Origin of the sequence: Pseudomonas sp. s4, from assembly GCF_046764235.1 — a bacterium.
In the GTDB taxonomy this organism is placed as follows: domain Bacteria; phylum Pseudomonadota; class Gammaproteobacteria; order Pseudomonadales; family Pseudomonadaceae; genus Aquipseudomonas; species Aquipseudomonas asiatica.
Genome location: NZ_CP177209.1, coordinates 1,854,206 through 1,874,252, shown reverse-complemented (window position 1 = coordinate 1,874,252; position 20,047 = coordinate 1,854,206). Strand labels below are relative to the sequence as shown.

The window sequence follows — 20,047 nt, the reverse complement described above, 5'->3', positions numbered from 1 at the left end:
ATCAGATCGGAAGGCGACGCGGGGCTATTCTGTGCCAGGAAAAGGTATGAAGGTTAAGGTTGCTGGCCAGCGAGGGGTTGTTGCGTACTGAGTTGCTCGGTGATGAGCTTAGATAGCACCTGATGCAGCGGACCTAGGTCCAACGCCCCTTGAGCCCAGGACGCATCCACGAGCTGCAGTGCATCAACGTAGTCCTGTCGGTCGCGACGGATTAGCTCCGGGAGGATGGTAGTTCCCGGTAGCCAGCCACCTGATTTCAGGCACAGTACGAAATAGCAAGCGGCCCTGGCAGTCCGGCCGTTGCCATTGATGAACGGGTGAATGTGGTTTAGTCGCCAGAGCACATATGCAGTTAGCGTCACATCATCCGTTACCTCCCAGTTCCTGTTCACCATGTTCACAAGATCATCCATGAGCGCCTCAACACGATAGTGGTCTGGGGGCTGGTGGGTGCCTACGTAGACGGGACAGGGACGGTACTCGCCAGCATTGGTATGCAGGCAAGTGATCGCATGAAAGTTCAATGCTTTGATGATGTGGGTCGACAAGAAAGGGCGCTGCGTAGCCAATGCAGCGCCCACTATGGACTTTAAGAAGTCATACTGCCGATTACCATTGGATACTTCCAGTTCTTGATAGACTGGATTATGCTCGGTGTTACCGCACAATTCGAAGAGGATCAACGTTTCGCCCCTTCGACACCTTCCTGCTCCAAGATCAGCTTGCGAATCTGCTCGCGCGTTACGCCGTTCTGCGCGTCCACCGACCCATAGACGAACGACACTCGCTGTTCCAGCATCTCGGCAGCAGTCTGTTTGTGTTGCGCGGCCCCTCGGAGCGCAGACAACAGCTCTGGATTTGTCTTCAAATCCAGGAAATTCCTAGCCATGTTGATCTCCTCCTCGCTGGTGGCTGTTTTGGCCCCGTCAATGACGGTATGAGCCAGTCAGTGCCACTGATTGTAGCATCAGCAGGCGCCACAGTGACCAAGGTCGAGTTAGCCCAGCCCAGGCAGTATCCGACCAGTGGTAAAAAGCGTGGTAAATGCTAGGCGCCACATTAAGCGAAGTCAGTAGGTACGGGGCTTGTAGGACATAGTTCGGCCGATGTCTCTCCGACCAAATCCTCGTCAAAAAGCCCGCCTAGTGCGGGCTTTTTGTTGTGCATTGAAAAGTGCCCCGCCCCAGCGCGCCCCCCCTGGAGCGGCCTTGTGCCGCGATGGGCTGCAAAGCGGCCCCAGATTCCGGCATCGCTGATATCGCCGGGGCTGCTTCGCAGCCCTCTCGCGACACAAGGCCGCTCCTACAAAGGGCTGCGTCAACCGGTCATAACGCTTGCTCGGCCTCCACCGGCACATACAGCAACTGCAGGCGCTCGCTGCTCCATGCCCGGGTCTGGTTGGTCAGCGCCAGGTTGTTGTTCAGCTTTTGCCCATAGCTCGGTACGATTTCCTTGAGCCTGGCCTGCCAGGCTGGCGACTGGATACGGTCCTTGAAGGTCTTTTCCAGCACGGTCAGCATGATCGGAGCCGCTGTCGAGGCACCCGGCGAAGCTCCCAGCAACGCAGCGATGCTGCCGTCCTGCGCCGCCACCACTTCAGTTCCGAACTGCAGCACACCGCCCAGGACCGGGTCCTTCTTGATCACCTGCACCCGCTGGCCGGCCTGCAGCAACTTCCAGTCTTCGTTCTTGGCGTTGGGGAAGTACTCGCGCAGCGCGTTCATGCGGTCATCGAAACTGAGCATCAGCTGCCCCATCAGGTAGGTGCTGAGGTCGATGTTGTCGATACCGGCATTGACCATCGGCAGCACGTTGTGGCTGTTCAGCGAGGCGAACATGTCCAGCAGCGAGCCGTGCTTGAGGTACTTGGTGGAGAAGGTGGCGAACGGGCCGAACAGCAGCACCTGCTTGCCATCGATCATCCGCGTGTCCAGGTGCGGTACCGACATCGGCGGCGCGCCAACCGAGGCCTTGCCGTACAGCTTGGCCTGGTGGCGGGCGACCAGGTCGGGGTTGTCGGTCATCAGGAACTGACCACCGACCGGGAAGCCGGCGTAGCCTTCGGCTTCAGGAATGCCCGACTTCTGCAGCAGCTTCAGCGCGCCACCACCGGCACCGATGAACACGAAGCGGGCGTTGACGGCCTTTTCCCCGCCGCCGTTGGCCAGATCGACCACCCGCACATGCCAGGTGCCGTCGTCGTTGCGCACGATGTCACGCACCTCATGACGCAGGTTCAGCGACACATTGGGGTTGCGGGTCATCGCGGCGAACAACTGGCGGGTGATTTCGCCAAAGTTCACGTCGGTACCGATGGCCATGCGCGTGGCGGCGACCTTCTGCCCCGGGTCACGGCCCTCCATCACCAGCGGCGCCCACTTGCGGATCTGCTCGTGGTCTTCGGAGATTTCCATGCCGCGGAACAGCGAGCTGTGCTGCAGGGCGTCGACGCGCTTGTGCAGGAAGGCGACGTTGTCGTCACCCCAGACAAAACTCATGTGCGGCACGTTGTTGATGAACGACTTCGGGTTGCTCAGCACGCCCTGCTCGACCTGGTAGGCCCAGAACTGCTTGGACACCTCGAACTGCTCGTTGACCCCCACGGCCTTGCTGATATCGATATTGCCGTCCTTGCCCACACTGGTGTAGTTCAACTCGCAGAACGCGGAGTGACCGGTGCCGGCGTTGTTCCAGGCATTGGAGCTTTCTTCGGCCACCTGGTCCAGGCGCTCGTAGACGTCGATCTTCCAGGAGGGCTCCAGCTCGGTGAGGTAGGTACCCAGGCTGGCACTCATGATGCCACCGCCGATCAGCAGCACGTCGACGGTCTTTTCCGGTTCCGCGGGTTTGGAGCAGCCGATGACGCCCAGGCAGAGGAACGTCAGCAGGAATTTCTTCATTGATGTTATCCAGTTGTTGTGTACACGCGCGCCGCCTTGAGCAGGGAACGTGCCAACTGGGTCTGGAGCAGTGAATACAGGGGGCGGGCGACGGGGAGCATGGCGACAATCCGCCAGGGGGGCCGGATGCACTGCAATGAAATGGCGGATTTCCCCGCCTTGCGCTGCCCTTGTAGGAGCGGCCTTGTGTCGCGATGGGCTGCAAAGCAGCCCCCTGCGATATCAGCACTGTTGCCGAGACATTGGGGCCGCCTTGCGGCCCATCGCGACACAAGGCCGCTCCTACAGGGACCGCGTCAGGCATGACAGGGCGTCAGGCGCTGAGGCGGGAGGTGACTTCACCCAGCTGCCCCGACAACCCATGCAGGCGCTGCCCCGCCTGTTCGGTATGCTGCACCGCCTGCTGGTTGGCCGTGGCGATGCGGGTGATTTCGATCAGGTTGCAGGAGATGTCCTCGGCCACGCTGGTCTGCTCTTCGGCCGCCGTGGCGATCTGCCGGTTCATGTCGCGGATCGCTTCCACTGCCAGGGTGATGCGCTGCAGCATCTGCCCGGCCTGCTGCACCTGCTCGGCACCCTCCTCGCTGCGCTGCTGGCCGCTTTCGATGGCCTTGACCGCCTCCACCGCCCCCGACTGCACCGCCTCGATGATCTGGTGGATCTCGGCGATCGACGCCGCCGTGCGCTGGGCCAGGCTGCGCACTTCATCGGCGACGACCGCAAAACCTCGCCCGGCCTCGCCAGCACGGGCCGCTTCGATGGCCGCGTTGAGCGCCAGCAGGTTGGTCTGCTCGGCAATGCCGCGGATCACTTCAAGGACTTTGCCAATGCGCGCGCTGTCATGCTCAAGGTCGCGAATCACCGCCGCCGTGCCGGCAATTTCGCGGTTGACCGCGCCGATGATGTCGATGGTCTGCTGCATCACCTGCTCGCCCGCCTGGGCACTGTGATCGGCATCGTCCGCCGCGCGGGCGGCCTCGGCGGCGTGGCGGGCGACTTCCTGGGCGGTGGCGGACATCTCGTGCATGGCCGTGGCCACCTGGTCGGTGCGCTGGAACTGGTCGTGGGTACCACGGGCCATGTCGCCGGCGATGCTGCGCAGCTGGCCGCTGGCCCCTTCCAGTTCCTGGGCGTTGTCCTGCAGCCGGCCGACCGTGTCGGCGAGGAAATCGCGCAGGGTGTTGGCGGCCCGCGCCAGACGGCCCAGTTCGTCCTCACGGCGGCTGTCTACCCGGGCGGCAAAGCGGCCCTGGCTCAGCTGCGCGACATACTCGATCAACTGGCGGATCGGCTCGATCAGGCTGCGGTTGACCAGCCACAGGCTGAGCAGCCCCACCGACACGGCCGAGGCCAGCATCACCAGCAGGCCCAGCCATACCGTGCGCTCGGCACCGGCACTCAGCCTGGCGGCGTGCTGACGAGCTTCGGCACGCAGTTGCTCGACCAGTTCGCTCATCTGCTCGCTGACGGCGCGGTCCACGCCCTTGACCGCCAGATCGCCGGCCACCGGGTCGCCGCCCGCCGCCAGGAATGCCTGGCGACCCTGCGCATAGGCCTGGCCCAACTGCCGGTGGCTGTCACGCAGTTGCTGCAGCGGCGCCTTGAGCCTGGCGTCGCTGCTGTCGATCAATTGCCCGAGCAGTTGCTGCACCTGCTGCTCGCGAGCCTGGAACTGCTGCCAGTACTTGTCCATGTCAGCCGGCTGACGCCCGCGCAACAACACGTTCTTCCACTCCTGCACCTGGATCTTGAACTGCAGGTTGGCTTCGTCGATCAATTGCGAGGCCCGCAGCGGCCCATCGACCAACTCGGCATAGCCGCGCACGCTGGACGAAAGGAACTGGAAGCACACCAGGGCGATCAGCAACATCGCCACCAGACTGCCGCCGAGCAGGGAGAGAATTTGCACTCTGAGGGATTTACGCAACATCTTGGATCTCGGAAAGCAGGAGGAAGACCGGAGGGCCGCGCAAGCTGGCAACAAGGCGCAACGCAGCCCGGTTGCGGGCAGGCCAAAAAAAGGCTGCCATCAAGCAATGGCAGCCAGGTCGAGCACTTACGCAACAGTTGAGCTAGATACTCTCAGGCAAATACTACAGAAATGTTACAACGCCACTACAAGCTACCCCGTGGTGAACTGCAAGGCCGCCAGCCGCGCATACAGCGGGCTCTCTTCGATCAACTGGCGATGCGTCCCCACCGCCACCAGCCGGCCCTTGTCGATGACCGCGATACGGTCGGCATGCTGGACCGTAGCCAGACGATGGGCGATCACCAGTGTGGTGCGCCCGGCCATCAGGCTGGGCAGCGCCTGCTGGATCAGGTGTTCGCTTTGTGCGTCGAGTGCGCTGGTGGCTTCGTCCAGCAACAGGATCGGCGCATCGACCAGCAACGCACGGGCAATGGCCAGGCGCTGCCGCTGCCCGCCGGACAGGCCGATGCCGCCCTCGCCCAGCGGTGTCTGGTAGCCCTGCGGCAATTGCCGGATGAATGCGTCGGCATGGGCACCCCGGGCGGCTGCCTCGACCTCGGCCAGGGTCGCCTCGGGCCGGCCATAGCGGATGTTGGCCTCGACCGTGCCGCGAAACAGCGAGGGGTTCTGTGCCACCAGGGCGAACTGCTGGCGCAGGTGATCGGGGTCGAGTTCGGTGATCGCCCGGCCATCGAGCAGGATGCGCCCCTGCTGGGGGTCGTAGAAGCGCAGCAACAAATCGAACAAGGTCGACTTGCCCGCCCCCGACGGGCCCACCAGCGCCACGGTCTGCCCCGGCTCGATGGTCAGGCTCAGGCCATCGACAGCCGCCACCGAGGGCCGTGACGGGTAGGCGAACACCAACTGCTGCAGTTCGATACGCCCACTGGCCCGCTGCTGCGGCAGCACCTGCGCCACGGCGGGCGGCAGGATTACACTGCGCGCCGCCAACAGTTCGGCAATGCGCTCGGCGGCGCCCGCCGCCCTTTGCAACTCGCCGATCACCTCGCTGAGGGTGCCGAAAGCGCTGCCTACGATCAGGCTGTAGAACACGAAGGCGGCCAGTTCGCCCGCGGAAATACGTCCGGCGATCACGTCCATGCCGCCAACCCACAACATCACCCCCACCGCTCCCAGAACCAGCACGATCACCAGGGTGATAAGCCAGGCGCGCTGGGCAATCCTCTGCCGGGCCACGGCAAACGCCGCTTCGACCGTGCCGGCGAACAGCTGGCGGTCATGCGCCTGGTGGTTGTAGGCCTGCACGGTCTTGATCTGCCCGAGGGTCTCGGCCACATAGCTGCCCACATCGGCCACCCGGTCCTGGCTCTGCCGCGACAGGCTGCGTACCCGGCGGCCAAACAGCAGGATCGGCGCCAGCACCAGCGGCAGGGCCACCACCACGATGCTGGTGAGCTTGGGGTTGGTGATGAACAGCAACACCACGCCACCGATGACCATCAGCGCGTTGCGCAGGAACATCGACAGCGAAGAGCCGATTACCGATTGCAGCAAGGTGGTGTCGGCGGTCAGCCGCGACTGGATCTCGGAGCTGCGGTTGTCTTCGAAAAACCCGGGATGCAGGCCGATCAGGTGGTCGAACACGGCCCGACGGATATCGGCCACGCAGCGCTCGCCGATCCACGACACCAGGTAGAAGCGGCTGAAGGTACCCACCGCCAGGGCCAACACCAGCAGCAGGAACAGGCCGATGTTCTGGTTGAGCTGATGCGCGGAGCGGGTCATGAAGCCCTGGTCCACCAGCAGGCGGATGCCCTGGCCCATGGACAGGGTGATGGCGGCGGTGACTACCAGGGCCAGCAAGGCCAGCAGCACCTGGCGACGGTACGGACGGACAAACTGCCAACCCAGGCGCAAGGCTCGGCGTTGACGCGGGGAAACCGATTCGGGCATGGCGCTGACCACATTGGCGGGAAACCGCAGCCTACCACTCATCCACGCCTGTGGAACCCTTTCAGGGTTGCTATAGCCTATCGGTCTAACCAGGCTATGGAGCTTTACTGACGTTTCTGTTGGACTGTGCCTGCCGTGACACTGCAGGTACTGTCACAGGCCAGTCACGGCACAGGGTTAACCTGCGCTTGAACCTGATGAGGAGACAATACATGAGCTTGCAACATGGCAGCGACAACCAGAAGCCCCGGACCACACCACCGTCGCAGGTGTGCGGTTCGATCATCGATGCGAAGGGGCGCGAAGTACCGATCACCGAGCAGATGATCCAGCAGGCCTGCAAGGCCCTGGAAGAAAGCCGGGTCGAGCGCGTACGCAAAGGTTGATCGGCGAATTCCTTGCAACCCGGCGCTTGCGCCGGGTTTTTATTTGCCTGAATCCTGTACCCGCGAAGAGGCCGGCACAGCGTTCAAATGGCTGTCAGACCAACACCCCACCCAAGGCACTGACCAGCTGCGCCAACTGCGGCGACTCCCCGCGCAAGCGCACCGCCAGCCCCTCGATCTCGCGCCGTGGCGGGTACTGCTTGCGCAACTGGTCGAACGCTGCACGCTGCTGCTGCGGGTCGTCGCTGAGGCTGCGGCGGAAATCGGCATCGTCGCGGCGTGGGTCGTAAACCGCGCGGCACAGGGTGGCCAAGGCCCAGGCCGGGTCGGCGCTGGCATCCAGCTCGATCTGCGCCAGCGGCGGCCGGGGCAGCAGGTCGGCCAGTTGCACCTGTTCATCCACACCGAGGAAGCGGCACAGCGCCTGGTAGATCTGCGCCGTACCACGCTGGCGGCCGTCGAGGCTGTAGCCGGCAATGTGCGGCGAAGCCAATGTGCACAGGTCGGCCAGTTGCAGGTCGACCTGCGGCTCACCCTCCCACACATCCAGCACCGCATGCAGGTCTTCGCGGTCCAGCAGCAATTCGCGCAGGGCGGCGTTGTCCACTACCGGGCCACGGCTGGCGTTAACCAGCCAGGCACCCGGGCGCAACTGTGCCAGCTGCGCCTGGCCCAGCAGGTGCCAGGTCGGGTGGTCGCCGCCACGCTGCAAGGGGGTGTGCAGGCTGATCACATCGCACTGTTGCAGGATGGTCTCGAGGCTGACGTAGTCACCGCCCTCGGCGGCCTGGCGCAGCGGGTCGCATACCAGTACCTTCCAGCCCAGGCCGTGCAGCACCCGCACCAGGCGGCCACCCACCTCACCCGCGCCCACCACGCCATACACGCGCTCGGGCAGTGCCACGCCATCCAGCTCGGCCAGGGTCAGCAGGCTGCCCAGCACATAATCGACCACGCCGCGGGCATTGCAGCCCGGTGCGCTGCTCCAGTGGATGCCGGCTTCGGCAAAGTAGTTCAGGTCGAGGTGGTCGGTGCCGATGGTGCAGGTGCCGACGAAGCGCACGCGGCTGCCTTCGAGCAACTGTCGGTCGACCTTGGTCACCGAGCGCACCAGTAGAATGTCGGCGTCCCTTACGCTGGCGGCATCGAGGCTTCGGCCGGGGTAACGGCGGATTTCGCCGAAACCCTGGAAGAATGCATCGAGCAGCGGGATGTTCTCGTCGGCAACTATCAGCATGGCGCTCTCCTGTCTGGGGAACGCAGTGTAGGCGCAACGCCGGGCGTGTTCCAGAGCGGTTCAGTCGGCTTTCTTGCGGATCCAGTACAGGAAGGTACCGGCGTCTTCCTGCTGCTGCAGCAGTTCGTGGCCGAGGAAGTTGCAGAACTTGGGGATGTCGCGGCGGGTCGAGGGGTCGGTGGCGATGACCTTGAGCAGGCCGCCAGCGGCCAGGTTGCGCACGTGCTGGTGCAGCATCATTACCGGTTCCGGGCAGTTCAGGCCGGTGGCGTCGAGGATGGCGTCAGGGGTGAAATCGGTCATGGGGGACTCCGCAAATGATCGCTATTGTCGCGCATCGCGCGCCGTGGTCCAAGCACCGCCTGTGAAGACAAGCCCTGAGCTTGCTCTTGATCTTGATCTTGCTCTTGCTCTTGCTCTTGCTCTTGCTCTTGCTCTTGCTCTTGCTCTTGATCTTGATCTTGATCTTGATCTTGATCTTGATCTTGATCTTGATCTTCGCGACTTCAGGAGGCCGAGCAGAGGTTTTGCGGAGGGAGGTGACGGGCATGGATGCCCGTCAAGCGCTGAGGCCCCATGGATGGGGCCTGCAGCGCGTACTCCCGGGAGCAAGACCGGCGCGAGGGAACCCCGTAGCGTAGCGGAGGGGCCGGATGATGGGAGCGCAGCGTTTTTTGGTTACTTTTTGTCGCGTTTGACAAAAAGTGACTCGCCGTAAGGGCGAAAAGGTGAGTAAGCGTCGCCATCGTAAATGGACTATGCGCGAGATCAAGACCAGTACTTTTCCGCTCTTCGCTCTTCGCTCTTCGCTCTTCGCTCTTCGCTTTCAAGCGTGGGCATCAACAACAAGGTCAACATTCATTTTCGAAGGTGGCGCTTATTCACCTTTCCGCCCTTACGGCGGGTCACTTTTTGTCAAACGCGACAAAAAGTAACCAAAAAACGCTGGCTCCTATCATCCGGCCCCTACGCTGCGCTCCGGGGTTCCCTCGCTACGGGCCTGCTCCCGGGAGTACGCGCTGCAGGCCCCATCCATGGGGCCTCAGCGCTTGACGGGCATCCATGCCCGTCACCTCCCTCCGCAGTCCCTTCGCTCGGCCTCCTGAAGTCGCAATCGGCGGCGCCTGAACTATCGCGCGCTTAGAAGCAAAAGCCGAAGCAAGAGCAAAGCGGTTCGCTGTGCTAGCGCTTCAAGTCCAACCGGCGCAGATGGCAGGTCACTTCCTCGCGGTCGTGATACAGCTGCTTGCAAGCAATCGACACCTTGATCTTGCGCGCCTTGAAGGTCGCCTCCATGCGGTCGAGCAGCCGGCGTACCTCGGCATAGCGCTGCTTCATCGGCAGCTTCAGGTTGACCACAGCTTCACGGCACAGCCCCTCGCCCAGCCAGGTCTCGATCAGCGAGGTGGTACGGGCCGGTTTCTCGACGATGTCGCACACCATCCAGTCCACCGGCTGCTTCGGTTGCCAGGTGAAACCATCGGCCATCAGGTGCTGAACCAACCCGGTGTCCATCAGGCTTTCGGCCATCGGCCCGTTGTCGATGGCGGTCACCAGCATGCCCCGGCGCACCAGCTGGTAGGTCCAGCCACCCGGCGAGGCTCCCAGGTCGACACCGGTCATGTCATCGCCCAGGCGCTGCTCCCACTGCTCGCGCGGGATGAACTGATGCCAGGCCTCTTCCAGCTTGAGGGTCGAGCGGCTGGGCGCCTCGCGGGGGAACTTCAGACGCGGGATGCCCATGGGCCACAGTGCACTGTTGCTGGCCAGAGCAACACCGGCAAATACCCGGCGGCCGCTGATGAAGGTGAGCAGCAGGCGTGGGCGGCTGGCGTCGTCGACCAGGCGGCCAGCCTTTTCCAGGGCCTTGCGCAGCGGCACCTCGAACTTGCGGCAGAAGGTGGACAGTTCCTTGCCTTCGTTACTGTCCAGTACCTCCAGCCACAGGCTGCCGAACACCGGGAACCCGGCCAGATGCGCCAGCAGCACACTGATGCGGTCGCTTTCCGGCAGTTCGACATAACCGCCACGAGCCCACTGCCGCGGGAAAATCAGCTGGTTGAAGCGCAGTTCCCCCATCAAGCGCTCGGCACCGCCCTCCTCGCTACAGACAAACTCGGCACTGGCACTCTGCGGCTTGCCTTTGGCATAGCCGGCAACGCCCAGGCGGGCGGCATGTTCGCTGATTTCGGCGCACACCTCACCCTCGAAACCGGGCCGGCAATGCATGAACAGGGTATTCATCTCTCACTCCACTACGGCTGGCGCGCCACAGGCGCCGGCAGGGCGGCGATGATAAAGGAAGATCGGAACCTGCGACACGCCCCGCCGGTCCAGAAAAGGGTCAGGTGGCGCAAAGCGGTCTAACCTGACCTTTCAGCCAGGTCCGTGCCGTGCGGATCGATACACAGCGGTGCCACCGGCAGATCTTGCCAGGCACCGGCGCAGAAGGAGTTGGCAATGCCCTCGCTCGATAGCCTGAATACCCTCAAATCCCTCAAGGTCGGCGACCAGACCTACCACTACTTCAGCCTCACCGAGGCCGCCCGCCAACTGGGCGACCTGCAGCGCCTGCCCATGTCGCTGAAGGTACTGCTGGAAAACCTGCTGCGCTGGGAGGACGGCAAGACCGTCACCGGCGACGACCTGCGCGCCCTCGCCCAATGGCTGGGCGAGCGACGCTCCGACCGCGAGATCCAGTACCGCCCGGCGCGGGTGCTGATGCAGGACTTCACCGGTGTGCCGGCCGTGGTCGACCTGGCCGCCATGCGCGCTGCCATGGCCAAGGCCGGCGGCGACCCGCAGAGGATCAACCCACTTTCACCCGTGGACCTGGTGATCGACCATTCGGTGATGGTCGACCGCTACGGCACGCCGCAGGCCTTCAGCGAGAACGTCGACATCGAAATGCAGCGCAACGGCGAGCGCTATGCCTTCCTGCGCTGGGGCCAGAGCGCCTTCGACAACTTCCGCGTGGTACCGCCGGGCACTGGTATTTGCCACCAGGTCAACCTCGAATACCTCGGTCGCACCGTCTGGACCCGTGAGGCCGATGGCCGCACCTACGCCTTCCCCGACACCCTGGTCGGTACCGATTCGCATACCACCATGATCAACGGCCTCGGCGTGCTCGGCTGGGGCGTGGGCGGGATCGAAGCGGAGGCGGCCATGCTCGGCCAGCCGGTGTCGATGCTGATCCCTGAAGTGATCGGCTTCAAGCTGACCGGCAAGCTGCGCGAAGGCATCACCGCCACCGACCTGGTGCTGACGGTGACCCAGATGCTGCGCAAGAAGGGCGTGGTGGGCAAGTTCGTCGAGTTCTATGGTGATGGCCTGGCCGAGCTGCCCTTGGCCGACCGTGCGACCATCGCCAACATGGCCCCGGAATACGGCGCCACCTGCGGCTTCTTCCCGGTCGACCAGGTGACCTTGGACTACCTGCGCCTGTCCGGCCGCCCCGAGGCGACCGTGCAACTGGTCGAGCAGTACTGCAAAGCCCAGGGCTTGTGGCGGCAGCCGGGCCAGGAGCCACTGTTCAGCGACAGCCTGGCGCTGGACATGCAAGAGGTCGAGGCCAGCCTGGCCGGGCCCAAGCGGCCGCAGGACCGGGTAGCCCTGGGCCAGGTCAGCCAGGCCTTCGACCACTTCATCGAACTGCAACCCAAACCGCTGGCCAAAGAGGTCAGCCGCCTGGAAAGCGAAGGTGGCGGCGGCGTGGCGGTGGGCAATGCCGACCAGGCCGGGGAGATCGACTACAGCCATCAAGGCCAGACCCACACCCTGCGCGATGGCGCCGTGGTGATTGCCGCGATCACCTCGTGTACCAACACCTCGAACCCCAGTGTGATGATGGCCGCCGGGCTGGTGGCGAAAAAGGCCCTGGAGAAAGGCCTGCAACGCAAACCCTGGGTCAAGAGTTCGCTGGCGCCGGGCTCCAAGGTGGTCACCGACTACTTCAAGGCCGCCGGGCTCACCACCTATCTGGACCAATTGGGGTTCGACCTGGTCGGCTATGGCTGCACAACCTGCATCGGCAACTCCGGCCCGCTGGATGAAGCGATCGAAAAAGCCATCGGCAGCGCCGACCTCACGGTGGCTTCTGTGTTGTCGGGTAACCGCAACTTCGAAGGCCGTGTGCATCCGCTGGTCAAGACCAACTGGCTGGCCTCGCCGCCACTGGTGGTGGCCTATGCCCTGGCCGGCAGCGTACGCCTGGACCTGACCCGCGACCCTCTGGGCACTGGCAAGGATGGCCAACCGGTGTACCTGCGCGACATCTGGCCCAGCCAGCAGGAAATTGCCGCTGCCGTGGCCAAGGTAGACACGGCGATGTTCCACAAGGAATACGCCGAAGTGTTCGCCGGCGATGCACAGTGGCAGGCCATCGAGGTACCGCAGGCGGCCACCTACGTTTGGCAGGCCGATTCTACCTATATCCAGCATCCGCCGTTCTTCGACGACATCGGCGGGCCACCCCCGCAGGTCACCGACATCCAGGGTGCGCGGATCCTGGCACTACTGGGTGACTCGGTGACCACCGACCACATTTCCCCAGCTGGCAACATCAAGGCCGACAGCCCGGCCGGGCGCTACCTGCGTGAGCAGGGCGTGGAGCCCCACGACTTCAACTCCTACGGCTCACGGCGTGGCAACCATGAAGTGATGATGCGCGGCACCTTCGCCAACATCCGCATCCGCAACGAAATGCTGGCGGGCGAAGAAGGTGGCAACACCCTGCACGTGCCCAGTGGCGAGAAGCTGTCGATCTACGACGCGGCGATGCGCTACCAGCAGGAAGGCACGCCGCTGGTGGTGATCGCCGGCCAGGAATACGGCACCGGCTCGAGCCGCGACTGGGCCGCCAAAGGTACCAACCTGCTGGGGGTCAAAGCGGTACTGGCGGAAAGCTTCGAGCGCATTCACCGCTCCAACCTGGTAGGCATGGGCGTACTGCCGCTGCAATTCAAGGCCGGGCACAACCGCAAGCAGCTAGGGCTGACCGGCAAGGAGAAGATCGATGTGCTGGGCTTGAACGGTACACAGATCCGCCCGGGCATGAGCTTGCCCTTGCGCATCACCCGCGAGGATGGGCAGCACGAGCAGATCGAGGTGCTGTGCCGGATCGATACTGTGAATGAAGTGGAATACTTCAAGGCAGGGGGGATATTGCATTATGTGTTGCGCCAGCTGATTGCTGGTTGAGGCGCGTATGCTTGGGGCTGCTGTGCAGCCCATCGCCTGTAGGAGCGGCCTTGTGTCGCGATGGGGCGCGCAGCGGCCCCGCTCGATAGCGGCGGCGGAGCTGAAATCTGGGGCCGCCATGCGGCCCATCGCGACACAAGGCCGCTCCTACAAGCGACGCGTAGCGGCCCGTTTCTGCTTACCCGAGAAGGACTACTCGTGCCCCGTTCCAACCTGTTCACCCTGCTTCTGCTGGCGCTCGGCTACACCCTCGCCCTGAGCCACGGCAACCTCGGCATCACCACCTTGCCCACCTTTCTCGCCCTGCTTGCCAGCGCCCTGCTCGCTCGCCGCCCCCAGCGCTGGCAACAAGCCCTCGGCCACACGTTGTTCATCCTACTGGCCATCGCCCTGGCATTGCACTGGCTGCCCGGCTTCAACGCTGCCAAGGTCATCGACGGCGTTGTCCTCAGCCCTGGCGCCCTGCCCTTCACGATGTACCTGAACCTGGACAAACCGCTGATCGGCGCCTGGCTGCTGCTGGCCTGCCCTTGGTTGTTCCTGTGGCGTAGCCAGGGCCTGGCGACCAGCCTGCTGTACGCCCTGCCCCTGACCCTGCTTGCCTGCCTGGGAGGCGCCTGGGCAATGGGCATGCTGGGCTGGGCCCCGAAATGGCCCGACCAGGCCTGGCTATGGCTGCTGAACAACCTGCTGCTGGTAAGCCTGACCGAAGAACTGTTGTTCCGCGGTTACATCCAGGCCGGCCTGCAACGGCTGCTGCGCCACCAAGGGCTGGCATTGTTCGCCGCCGCCTTGCTGTTCGGCCTGGCACACCTGGGGGCCGGCTGGCAATGGATGTACCTGGCCACCCTTGCCGGTATCGGCTACGGCCTGGCGTACCGCTGGGGCGGCGTGGCGGCGGCGGTGCTCTGCCATTTTGGCCTGAACCTGGTGCATTTCACCCTGTTCAGCTATCCGATGCTGGCTCTTGGCTAGCCATTCGGTCATCATTCGACTTATCCGTCATGAAACAGCAGTAAAAACGAAATAATGACGCTAAATTGCTTGAACGTGCTCGTTGGCTAACCCAGATCGACTGATGGCCAGTTGCCACAGGTCAAGCACATTAATTATTCATTCAATAAAACCAGCGGCTTGCCGATACCAGTCGAAAGCCCTGCGGACTATCAACCCATGCGTAACAACCAGCCGATTACCCAGAGAGAACGGACTTTCCCTGCCCAGCAGCGGTTGATCTCCACCACCAATGCCAAAGGTGTGATCACTTACTGCAACGATGCCTTCATCGAGATCAGTGGTTTCACCCGCGAAGAACTAACCGGTGCGCCGCACAACCTGGTGCGCCACCCCGACGTACCGCCAGCGGTGTTTGCCCACATGTGGCAAACCCTCAAGCAGGGCCAGCCGTGGATGGGTATCGTCAAGAACCGCTGCAAGTCCGGCGACCACTACTGGGTCAACGCCTATGTCACGCCGATCTTCGACAACAACCAGGTAGTCGGCTTCGAGTCGGTGCGGGTCAAGCCTACCGCCGAGCAGGTCCGCCGCGCCGAGGCGCTGTACCAGCGCATCAACCAGGGCAAGCCGCCGGTACCACGCCGGGACAAGTGGCTGCCGGTGCTGCAGGACTGGTTGCCGTTCATCCTGATCAGCCAGGTGGGCTTCCTGATCGGCAACTGGCTGGGCCATTCCTGGGGCTTCGCCCTGGCTGCCGGGCTTTCCGTACCGCTGGGCCTGCTGGGCCTGAGCTGGCAGCAACGTGGCCTCAAGCGCCTGCTGCGCCTGGCCGAGCAAACCACCTCCGACCCGCTGATCGCGCAGATGTACACCGACAGCCGGGGCGTGCAGGCGCGCCTGGAAATGGCCATGCTCAGCCAGGACGCGCGCATGAAAACCTGCCTGACCCGCCTGCAGGACAGCGCCGAACACCTCAGCGAACAGGCGCGCCAGTCTGACGCGCTTGCGCACAAGAGCTCTTCGGGCCTGGAGCGCCAGCGAGTGGAGACCGAGCAGGTTGCCGCTGCGGTCAACCAGATGGCCGCCACCACCCAGGAAGTGGCCAACCACGTGCAGCGCACCGCCGATGCCACCCAGGAAGCCAACCGCCTGACCAGCCAGGGCCGTCAGATTGCCGGTGAAACCCGCGAGGCCATCGAGCGCCTGTCGGCGGCGGTGGGCGAAACCGGCCAGACGGTGACGCAACTGGCCAAGGACAGCGACGAGATTGGTGGCGTGGTCGATGTGATCAAGGGCATCGCCGACCAGACTAACCTGCTGGCGCTGAACGCGGCGATCGAAGCGGCACGTGCCGGTGAAATGGGCCGAGGCTTTGCCGTGGTGGCCGACGAAGTGCGCCAGCTGGCCCAGCGCACTGCCGAATCCACCGGGCAGATCCACGGCCTGATCGCCAAGCTGCAACAAACCGCCAGCAATGCCGTACTGACCATGGAAACCGGCCATCGCCAGGCGCAGGAAGGCGTCGACCGTGTGATGCAGGCCGACGAGGCGCTGGTGGGTATCAGTGAAGCGGTGGCCAACATCACCGACATGGCCACCCAGATTGCTGCAGCGACCGAAGAGCAGACTGCAGTGGCTGACGAGATCAGCCGCAACATCAGCACCATCGCCGACCTGGCCGACCAGACTGCCGAACAGGCCCAGCACTCGGCGCTGCTCAGCGAAGAGCTGACCAGTACGGCGGGTACCCAGTACTCGCTGGTGGAGCGGTTCAACCGCTAGGGCCCTGTAGGAGCGGCCTTGTGTCGCGATGGGCCGCGAAGCGGCCCCTGGAGTTCAGCGGTGATGCAAAAAATGCCGGGGCCGCTTCGCGGCCCATCGCGACACAAGGCCGCTCCTACAACGACCCCGTCCAGACTACCAATCCAGCTGCAAACAGCTCTCGAAGTAGCGTTCTTCCCCGCTCAGCGGGTCTGCAAAGCGCAGGCTCTGCGCCAGCAACTTCAGCGGCCGCTGGTAGTCGTCCTCGTCGTTGAGAAGCTGCGGATAGAACGGGTCATTGCAGATCCCCGCCCCCAGCGCCGCCATGTGCACGCGCAACTGATGGGTCTTGCCAGTTACCGGCGACAGCCCATAACGCCAGAGCTCGCCATTCTTCTCCAGCACTTCGGCCAGGGTTTCGCTGTTGGCCTCCCCCTCTACCTCGTGCATGCGGAAAAACGGCTCGCCATGTACCAGGCGACTTTTGTGCACCAGCGGGAAATCGTGCTGCGGCATGGCCGCCGCAATTGCCTGGTAGCGCTTGTCGATGCGTCGTTCGGGGAACAGCCGCTGGTAGGCACTGCGGCTCTGCGGGTTGGCGGAAAACAGCACAAGCCCGGCGGTATGCCGGTCGATACGGTGCAACGGCACCAGATGCGGGTTGCCCAGGCGGCGGATCAGGCGGCGCAGCAAGGTCTGTTCGACGTATTCACCAGTCGGCGTCACAGGCAGGAAATGCGGCTTGTCGGCTACCACCAGGTGCTCATCCACATGCAGTATGGCCTCCTGCACCGGGATCGGCCGCTCGTTCGGCACCTCACGGAAGTAGTGCAATCGCATACCGCGCTTGTAAGGCAGTTCGGCGGAAACCGCCCGCCCTTCGGCATCAAGCACCCGGCCACGGGCAAAACGATCGAGCCACTGGGCGCGGTCGATGGCCTTGAAATGGTCACACAGGCAGTCGAGCACCGTCGCCCAGTTACCGGGGGGCAGGCACACCGTGCTGGCTTGCTGGCGGGCGGGGTCGAAAGGCGTGGTCATGGCAGGGCTCGAAACGTTCACGGCCGCGCATTATCCCCCAAGCCCGCGCCCTCAACCAGCCTGGGCAATGGCCTCGCAGCGATCCCTCAGCCAGCGCAACACCTGCACCGGCTCCCAGCGCCCAGGGTCGTAGAGGGCATACAGCAACCCCTGATACCCCACCACATCCAGCCCGCGGTGATAGCCGGCACGCTGGAACAGGGCCTCGATCTCGGCGAAGCAGGTATTGAAGTGGACCTTGCCGAACGGCGTGCGGTCGTCGGTCACCAGGCCTTCGAGGCGCAGTTCCAGAACAGCGTCGGCCACCCGCTCGACAGGCATGCGGTTGACGCTGTACTTGAGTTGCTCGACATTGAGCATGGCTTCACCTCGACACTGTATTTATATACAGCATACGAATATCCCCTTGCCGCCGTCAATGCGCTTCATTGCAGGCCCGGCAGATAGCCGGTGCCTTTACGGATGGTCAACACCTGGCGCCGAGGGACGCCGCGCGACACGGCCAGGTGCACCCAGTCATCGAATTCGAGGATCAGCTGGTCGAAGGGGATGGTGCTTTCGCTGATCCGTCGCACAACCTCGCGCGGGGTCACTTCAATCACCGTGAAATCAGCCGCCAGCCCCTGCAGATGCTTGCTCGTCAGCGTCCCGCCAATACGCTGGTTGACTGCGGGGCTGCGATAGCCACTGCTGACGATGACCGGTGCGCCGAACAGCGCGCGCACCTGCTCCAGTGCATTGCACAGCAACTGCAGGTTGGCACGCGCCTCGGCTGGAGGATTGTTGTCGAGCCCTTCCCTGGCGGCGAGCTGCGAAACAGTCATTTCATCGAGGGTGAAATGGGGGGTAATGCGCATGGCTGGATTCCTGATGACCGGTGAAGGATGCCGGCCTCAACGTGCCGGCAGCGGATCATCACAACGCTGCACACCCCATGGAGCAGGGACAGACCTCCCCTTGCGCAATTACTGCGCGAGAAACGCCACCACCTGTTCGGCATCGAACGGCCAGTGCAGCTCGGCGCCGTTGTCACAACGGCGCAGCACCGGAATGATCAGGCCATAGCGTTCGAACAGAGTTTCGTTCTCGGCAATGTCGACCAGTTCCACCAGCAGGCCATGATCGACGAAGGGCATCAGCACGGCCTCGGCCACTTCACACAGGTGGCAGCCGAGGGTGCCGAACAGTTGGCATTCAGGCAGCATGGGGGCAAGTCCGCTTTGGCAGAGAGAAACCTATTCTAGGTCCGTCCTGCCCACAGTGCACCTGACCTGGCTCAATCCTGGCTGGTGGCGCCGATACGGTGTAGCGACAGGTCCGCGCCCTGGAACTCCTGCTCATGGCTCAAGCGCAGCCCATGCAGCGCGCGGATTGCACCATACACGGCAAAACCGCCGGCCAATGCCACCACCACGCCCATCAGGCTGCCCAGCAATTGGCTGACCAGGCTGACACCGCCCATGCCACCCAGCACCTCCTGGCCGAAGATGCCGCAGGCCATGCCACCCCATACGCCGCACAGGCCATGCAACGGCCACACACCCAGCACATCGTCGATCTTCCAGCGGTTCTGCGCCGCGGTGAAGGTCCAGACGAACAGCGCCCCCGCCACCAGGCCGGTGGCCAGCGCACCAATCGGGTGCATCAGGTCGGAACCGGCACAAACCGCCACCAGCCCGGCCAGCGGCCCGTTATGCAGGAAGCCCGGGTCGTTACGCCCGGCCAGCAAGGCCGACAGGGTGCCACCGACCATGGCCATCAGCGAGTTGATCGCCACCAGGCCGCTGACACCTTGCAGGGTCTGGGCACTCATGACGTTGAAGCCGAACCAGCCGATGATCAGGATCCACGACCCCAATGCCAAAAAGGGAATGCTCGACGGGGCAAACGCCACCAACCGGCCATCGCGGTAGCGCCCACGGCGCGCGCCCAGCAGCAACACCGCCGCCAGCGCCAGCCAGCCGCCCATGGCATGCACCACCACCGAGCCGGCAAAATCATGGAACGGCGCGCCGAAGCGTGCCTGCAACCAGGCCTGGACGCCCAGGTTGCCGTTCCACACCACGCCCTCGAAGAACGGGTAGATGAACGCTACGATCAATGCCGTGGCACACAGCTGCGGCACAAATCGCGCCCGCTCTGCGATGCCCCCGGAGATGATTGCCGGGATCGCCGCAGCGAAGGTCAGCAGGAAGAAGCACTTGACCAGCGCATAGCCATGGTCGGCCGCCAACGCTGCCGCCGGCTGGAAGAAGCTGACCCCGTAGGCGATCCAGTAGCCGATGAAGAAGTACACCAATGCCGAAATAGCGAAGTCGCTGAGAATCTTCGACAAGGCGTTGACCTGGTTCTTGTGGCGTACAGTGCCCACTTCGAGAAACGCGAAGCCGGCATGCATGGCCAGCACCAGGATGGCGCCCATGAGAATGAACAGGGTGTTTGAACCGTGGACCAGAGAGTCCATCGCGCTGTGCATGTTTTCCATGAAATAGGCAGACCTGCTGAAAAAGGCACCAGGACAGTTCAAGAACCTGCATCCCTGCACCGAATCGGTGCCAGCTCCCTGCCCCGTTTCGGTGAACCGGGCGGAGCCTGCTTGGTTTTTTCTTGGGTTTGTCGTGGATTGAGTTAAGGTTTATCGGTATCCGCTGCGCTGACGCCCTGAATCGGCGCAATA

At 63.6% G+C, this 20,047-nt stretch carries 17 protein-coding genes and 1 pseudogene; 4 read left to right on the top strand and 14 right to left on the bottom strand.

The features are described 5' to 3' along the window. Positions 1-53 precede the first annotated feature (53 nt). The 6 genes and pseudogenes from ACK56M_RS08755 to ACK56M_RS08730 form a co-directional block, all read right to left on the bottom strand. Positions 54-683, bottom strand: a complete 630-nt coding sequence (locus ACK56M_RS08755) for a Fic family protein (protein ID WP_217190928.1) — start codon at positions 681-683, stop codon at positions 54-56. Beyond that, entirely contained in the window at positions 680-889 is a 210-nt protein-coding gene (locus ACK56M_RS08750; RefSeq protein ID WP_217190927.1) for a hypothetical protein, read from the bottom strand. The genes ACK56M_RS08755 and ACK56M_RS08750 overlap by 4 nt, the downstream gene beginning before the upstream one ends. A gap of 436 nt (positions 890-1,325) precedes the next feature. Beyond that, complete coding sequence (gene mqo / locus ACK56M_RS08745) at positions 1,326-2,900, bottom strand: malate dehydrogenase (quinone) (RefSeq protein ID WP_100413506.1); 1,575 nt, start codon at positions 2,898-2,900, stop codon at positions 1,326-1,328. A 313-nt stretch (positions 2,901-3,213) separates the two neighbouring features. Then, positions 3,214-3,918: a methyl-accepting chemotaxis protein gene (locus ACK56M_RS08740; protein ID WP_371053073.1), complete on the bottom strand. Its 705-nt coding sequence runs from the start codon at positions 3,916-3,918 to the stop codon at positions 3,214-3,216. 228 nt (positions 3,919-4,146) lie between these two features. Beyond that, a pseudogene (locus ACK56M_RS08735) lies at positions 4,147-4,257 on the bottom strand (hypothetical protein); the annotation flags it as partial. Between the two features lie 765 nt (positions 4,258-5,022). Further along, a complete protein-coding gene (locus ACK56M_RS08730) occupies positions 5,023-6,786 on the bottom strand; it encodes an ABC transporter transmembrane domain-containing protein (protein ID WP_411959363.1) in 1,764 nt (587 codons plus the stop codon). A gap of 212 nt (positions 6,787-6,998) precedes the next feature. Between ACK56M_RS08730 and ACK56M_RS08725 the strand changes: the two genes are divergently transcribed. Further along, positions 6,999-7,172: a PA1571 family protein gene (locus ACK56M_RS08725; protein WP_015269514.1), complete on the top strand. Its 174-nt coding sequence runs from the start codon at positions 6,999-7,001 to the stop codon at positions 7,170-7,172. Positions 7,173-7,266: 94 nt separating this feature from the next. Here ACK56M_RS08725 and pdxB read toward each other — a convergent pair whose 3' ends face one another. The 3 genes from pdxB to rlmM all read right to left on the bottom strand — a co-directional run bounded on the left by pdxB (position 7,267) and on the right by rlmM (position 10,653). After that, positions 7,267-8,409, bottom strand: coding sequence for a 4-phosphoerythronate dehydrogenase PdxB (gene pdxB, locus ACK56M_RS08720; RefSeq protein WP_015269513.1), 1,143 nt, complete (start codon positions 8,407-8,409; stop codon positions 7,267-7,269). A 60-nt stretch (positions 8,410-8,469) separates the two neighbouring features. After that, the gene (gene tusA, locus ACK56M_RS08715; RefSeq protein ID WP_003248727.1) at positions 8,470-8,712 is read right to left on the bottom strand and encodes a sulfurtransferase TusA; all 243 of its coding nucleotides are present in this window, start codon (positions 8,710-8,712) and stop codon (positions 8,470-8,472) included. An 879-nt stretch (positions 8,713-9,591) separates the two neighbouring features. Then, positions 9,592-10,653 carry a 23S rRNA (cytidine(2498)-2'-O)-methyltransferase RlmM gene (gene rlmM, locus ACK56M_RS08710; protein WP_100413419.1) on the bottom strand — a complete coding sequence of 354 codons (1,062 nt, stop codon included), beginning with the start codon at positions 10,651-10,653 and terminating at the stop codon, positions 9,592-9,594. Between the two features lie 216 nt (positions 10,654-10,869). On the opposite strand from rlmM, the gene acnA reads away from it, so the two are divergent. From acnA to ACK56M_RS08695, 3 genes are all read left to right on the top strand, one after another. After that, positions 10,870-13,611 carry an aconitate hydratase AcnA gene (acnA, locus tag ACK56M_RS08705; RefSeq protein WP_015269511.1) on the top strand — a complete coding sequence of 914 codons (2,742 nt, stop codon included), beginning with the start codon at positions 10,870-10,872 and terminating at the stop codon, positions 13,609-13,611. A gap of 198 nt (positions 13,612-13,809) precedes the next feature. After that, on the top strand, positions 13,810-14,586 hold the full coding sequence (locus ACK56M_RS08700; protein ID WP_054573499.1) for a CPBP family intramembrane glutamic endopeptidase: 777 nt from the start codon (positions 13,810-13,812) through the stop codon (positions 14,584-14,586). Positions 14,587-14,784: 198 nt separating this feature from the next. Continuing rightward, positions 14,785-16,350 (top strand): methyl-accepting chemotaxis protein, encoded by a 1,566-nt coding sequence (locus ACK56M_RS08695; RefSeq protein ID WP_015269510.1) that lies wholly within the window; start codon positions 14,785-14,787, stop codon positions 16,348-16,350. Between the two features lie 135 nt (positions 16,351-16,485). Here ACK56M_RS08695 and ACK56M_RS08690 read toward each other — a convergent pair whose 3' ends face one another. From ACK56M_RS08690 to ACK56M_RS08670, 5 genes are all read right to left on the bottom strand, one after another. Next, the gene (locus tag ACK56M_RS08690) at positions 16,486-17,370 is read right to left on the bottom strand and encodes a pseudouridine synthase (RefSeq protein WP_015269509.1); all 885 of its coding nucleotides are present in this window, start codon (positions 17,368-17,370) and stop codon (positions 16,486-16,488) included. A gap of 51 nt (positions 17,371-17,421) precedes the next feature. Beyond that, positions 17,422-17,730: a hypothetical protein gene (locus tag ACK56M_RS08685; RefSeq protein WP_015269508.1), complete on the bottom strand. Its 309-nt coding sequence runs from the start codon at positions 17,728-17,730 to the stop codon at positions 17,422-17,424. Positions 17,731-17,795: 65 nt separating this feature from the next. Beyond that, complete coding sequence (locus ACK56M_RS08680; protein WP_015269507.1) at positions 17,796-18,227, bottom strand: D-Ala-D-Ala carboxypeptidase family metallohydrolase; 432 nt, start codon at positions 18,225-18,227, stop codon at positions 17,796-17,798. 108 nt (positions 18,228-18,335) lie between these two features. Further along, positions 18,336-18,575, bottom strand: a complete 240-nt coding sequence (locus tag ACK56M_RS08675; protein ID WP_004376101.1) for a glutaredoxin family protein — start codon at positions 18,573-18,575, stop codon at positions 18,336-18,338. A gap of 71 nt (positions 18,576-18,646) precedes the next feature. Beyond that, entirely contained in the window at positions 18,647-19,855 is a 1,209-nt protein-coding gene (locus ACK56M_RS08670; RefSeq protein ID WP_015269506.1) for an ammonium transporter, read from the bottom strand. Between the last annotated feature and the right edge of the window lie 192 nt (positions 19,856-20,047).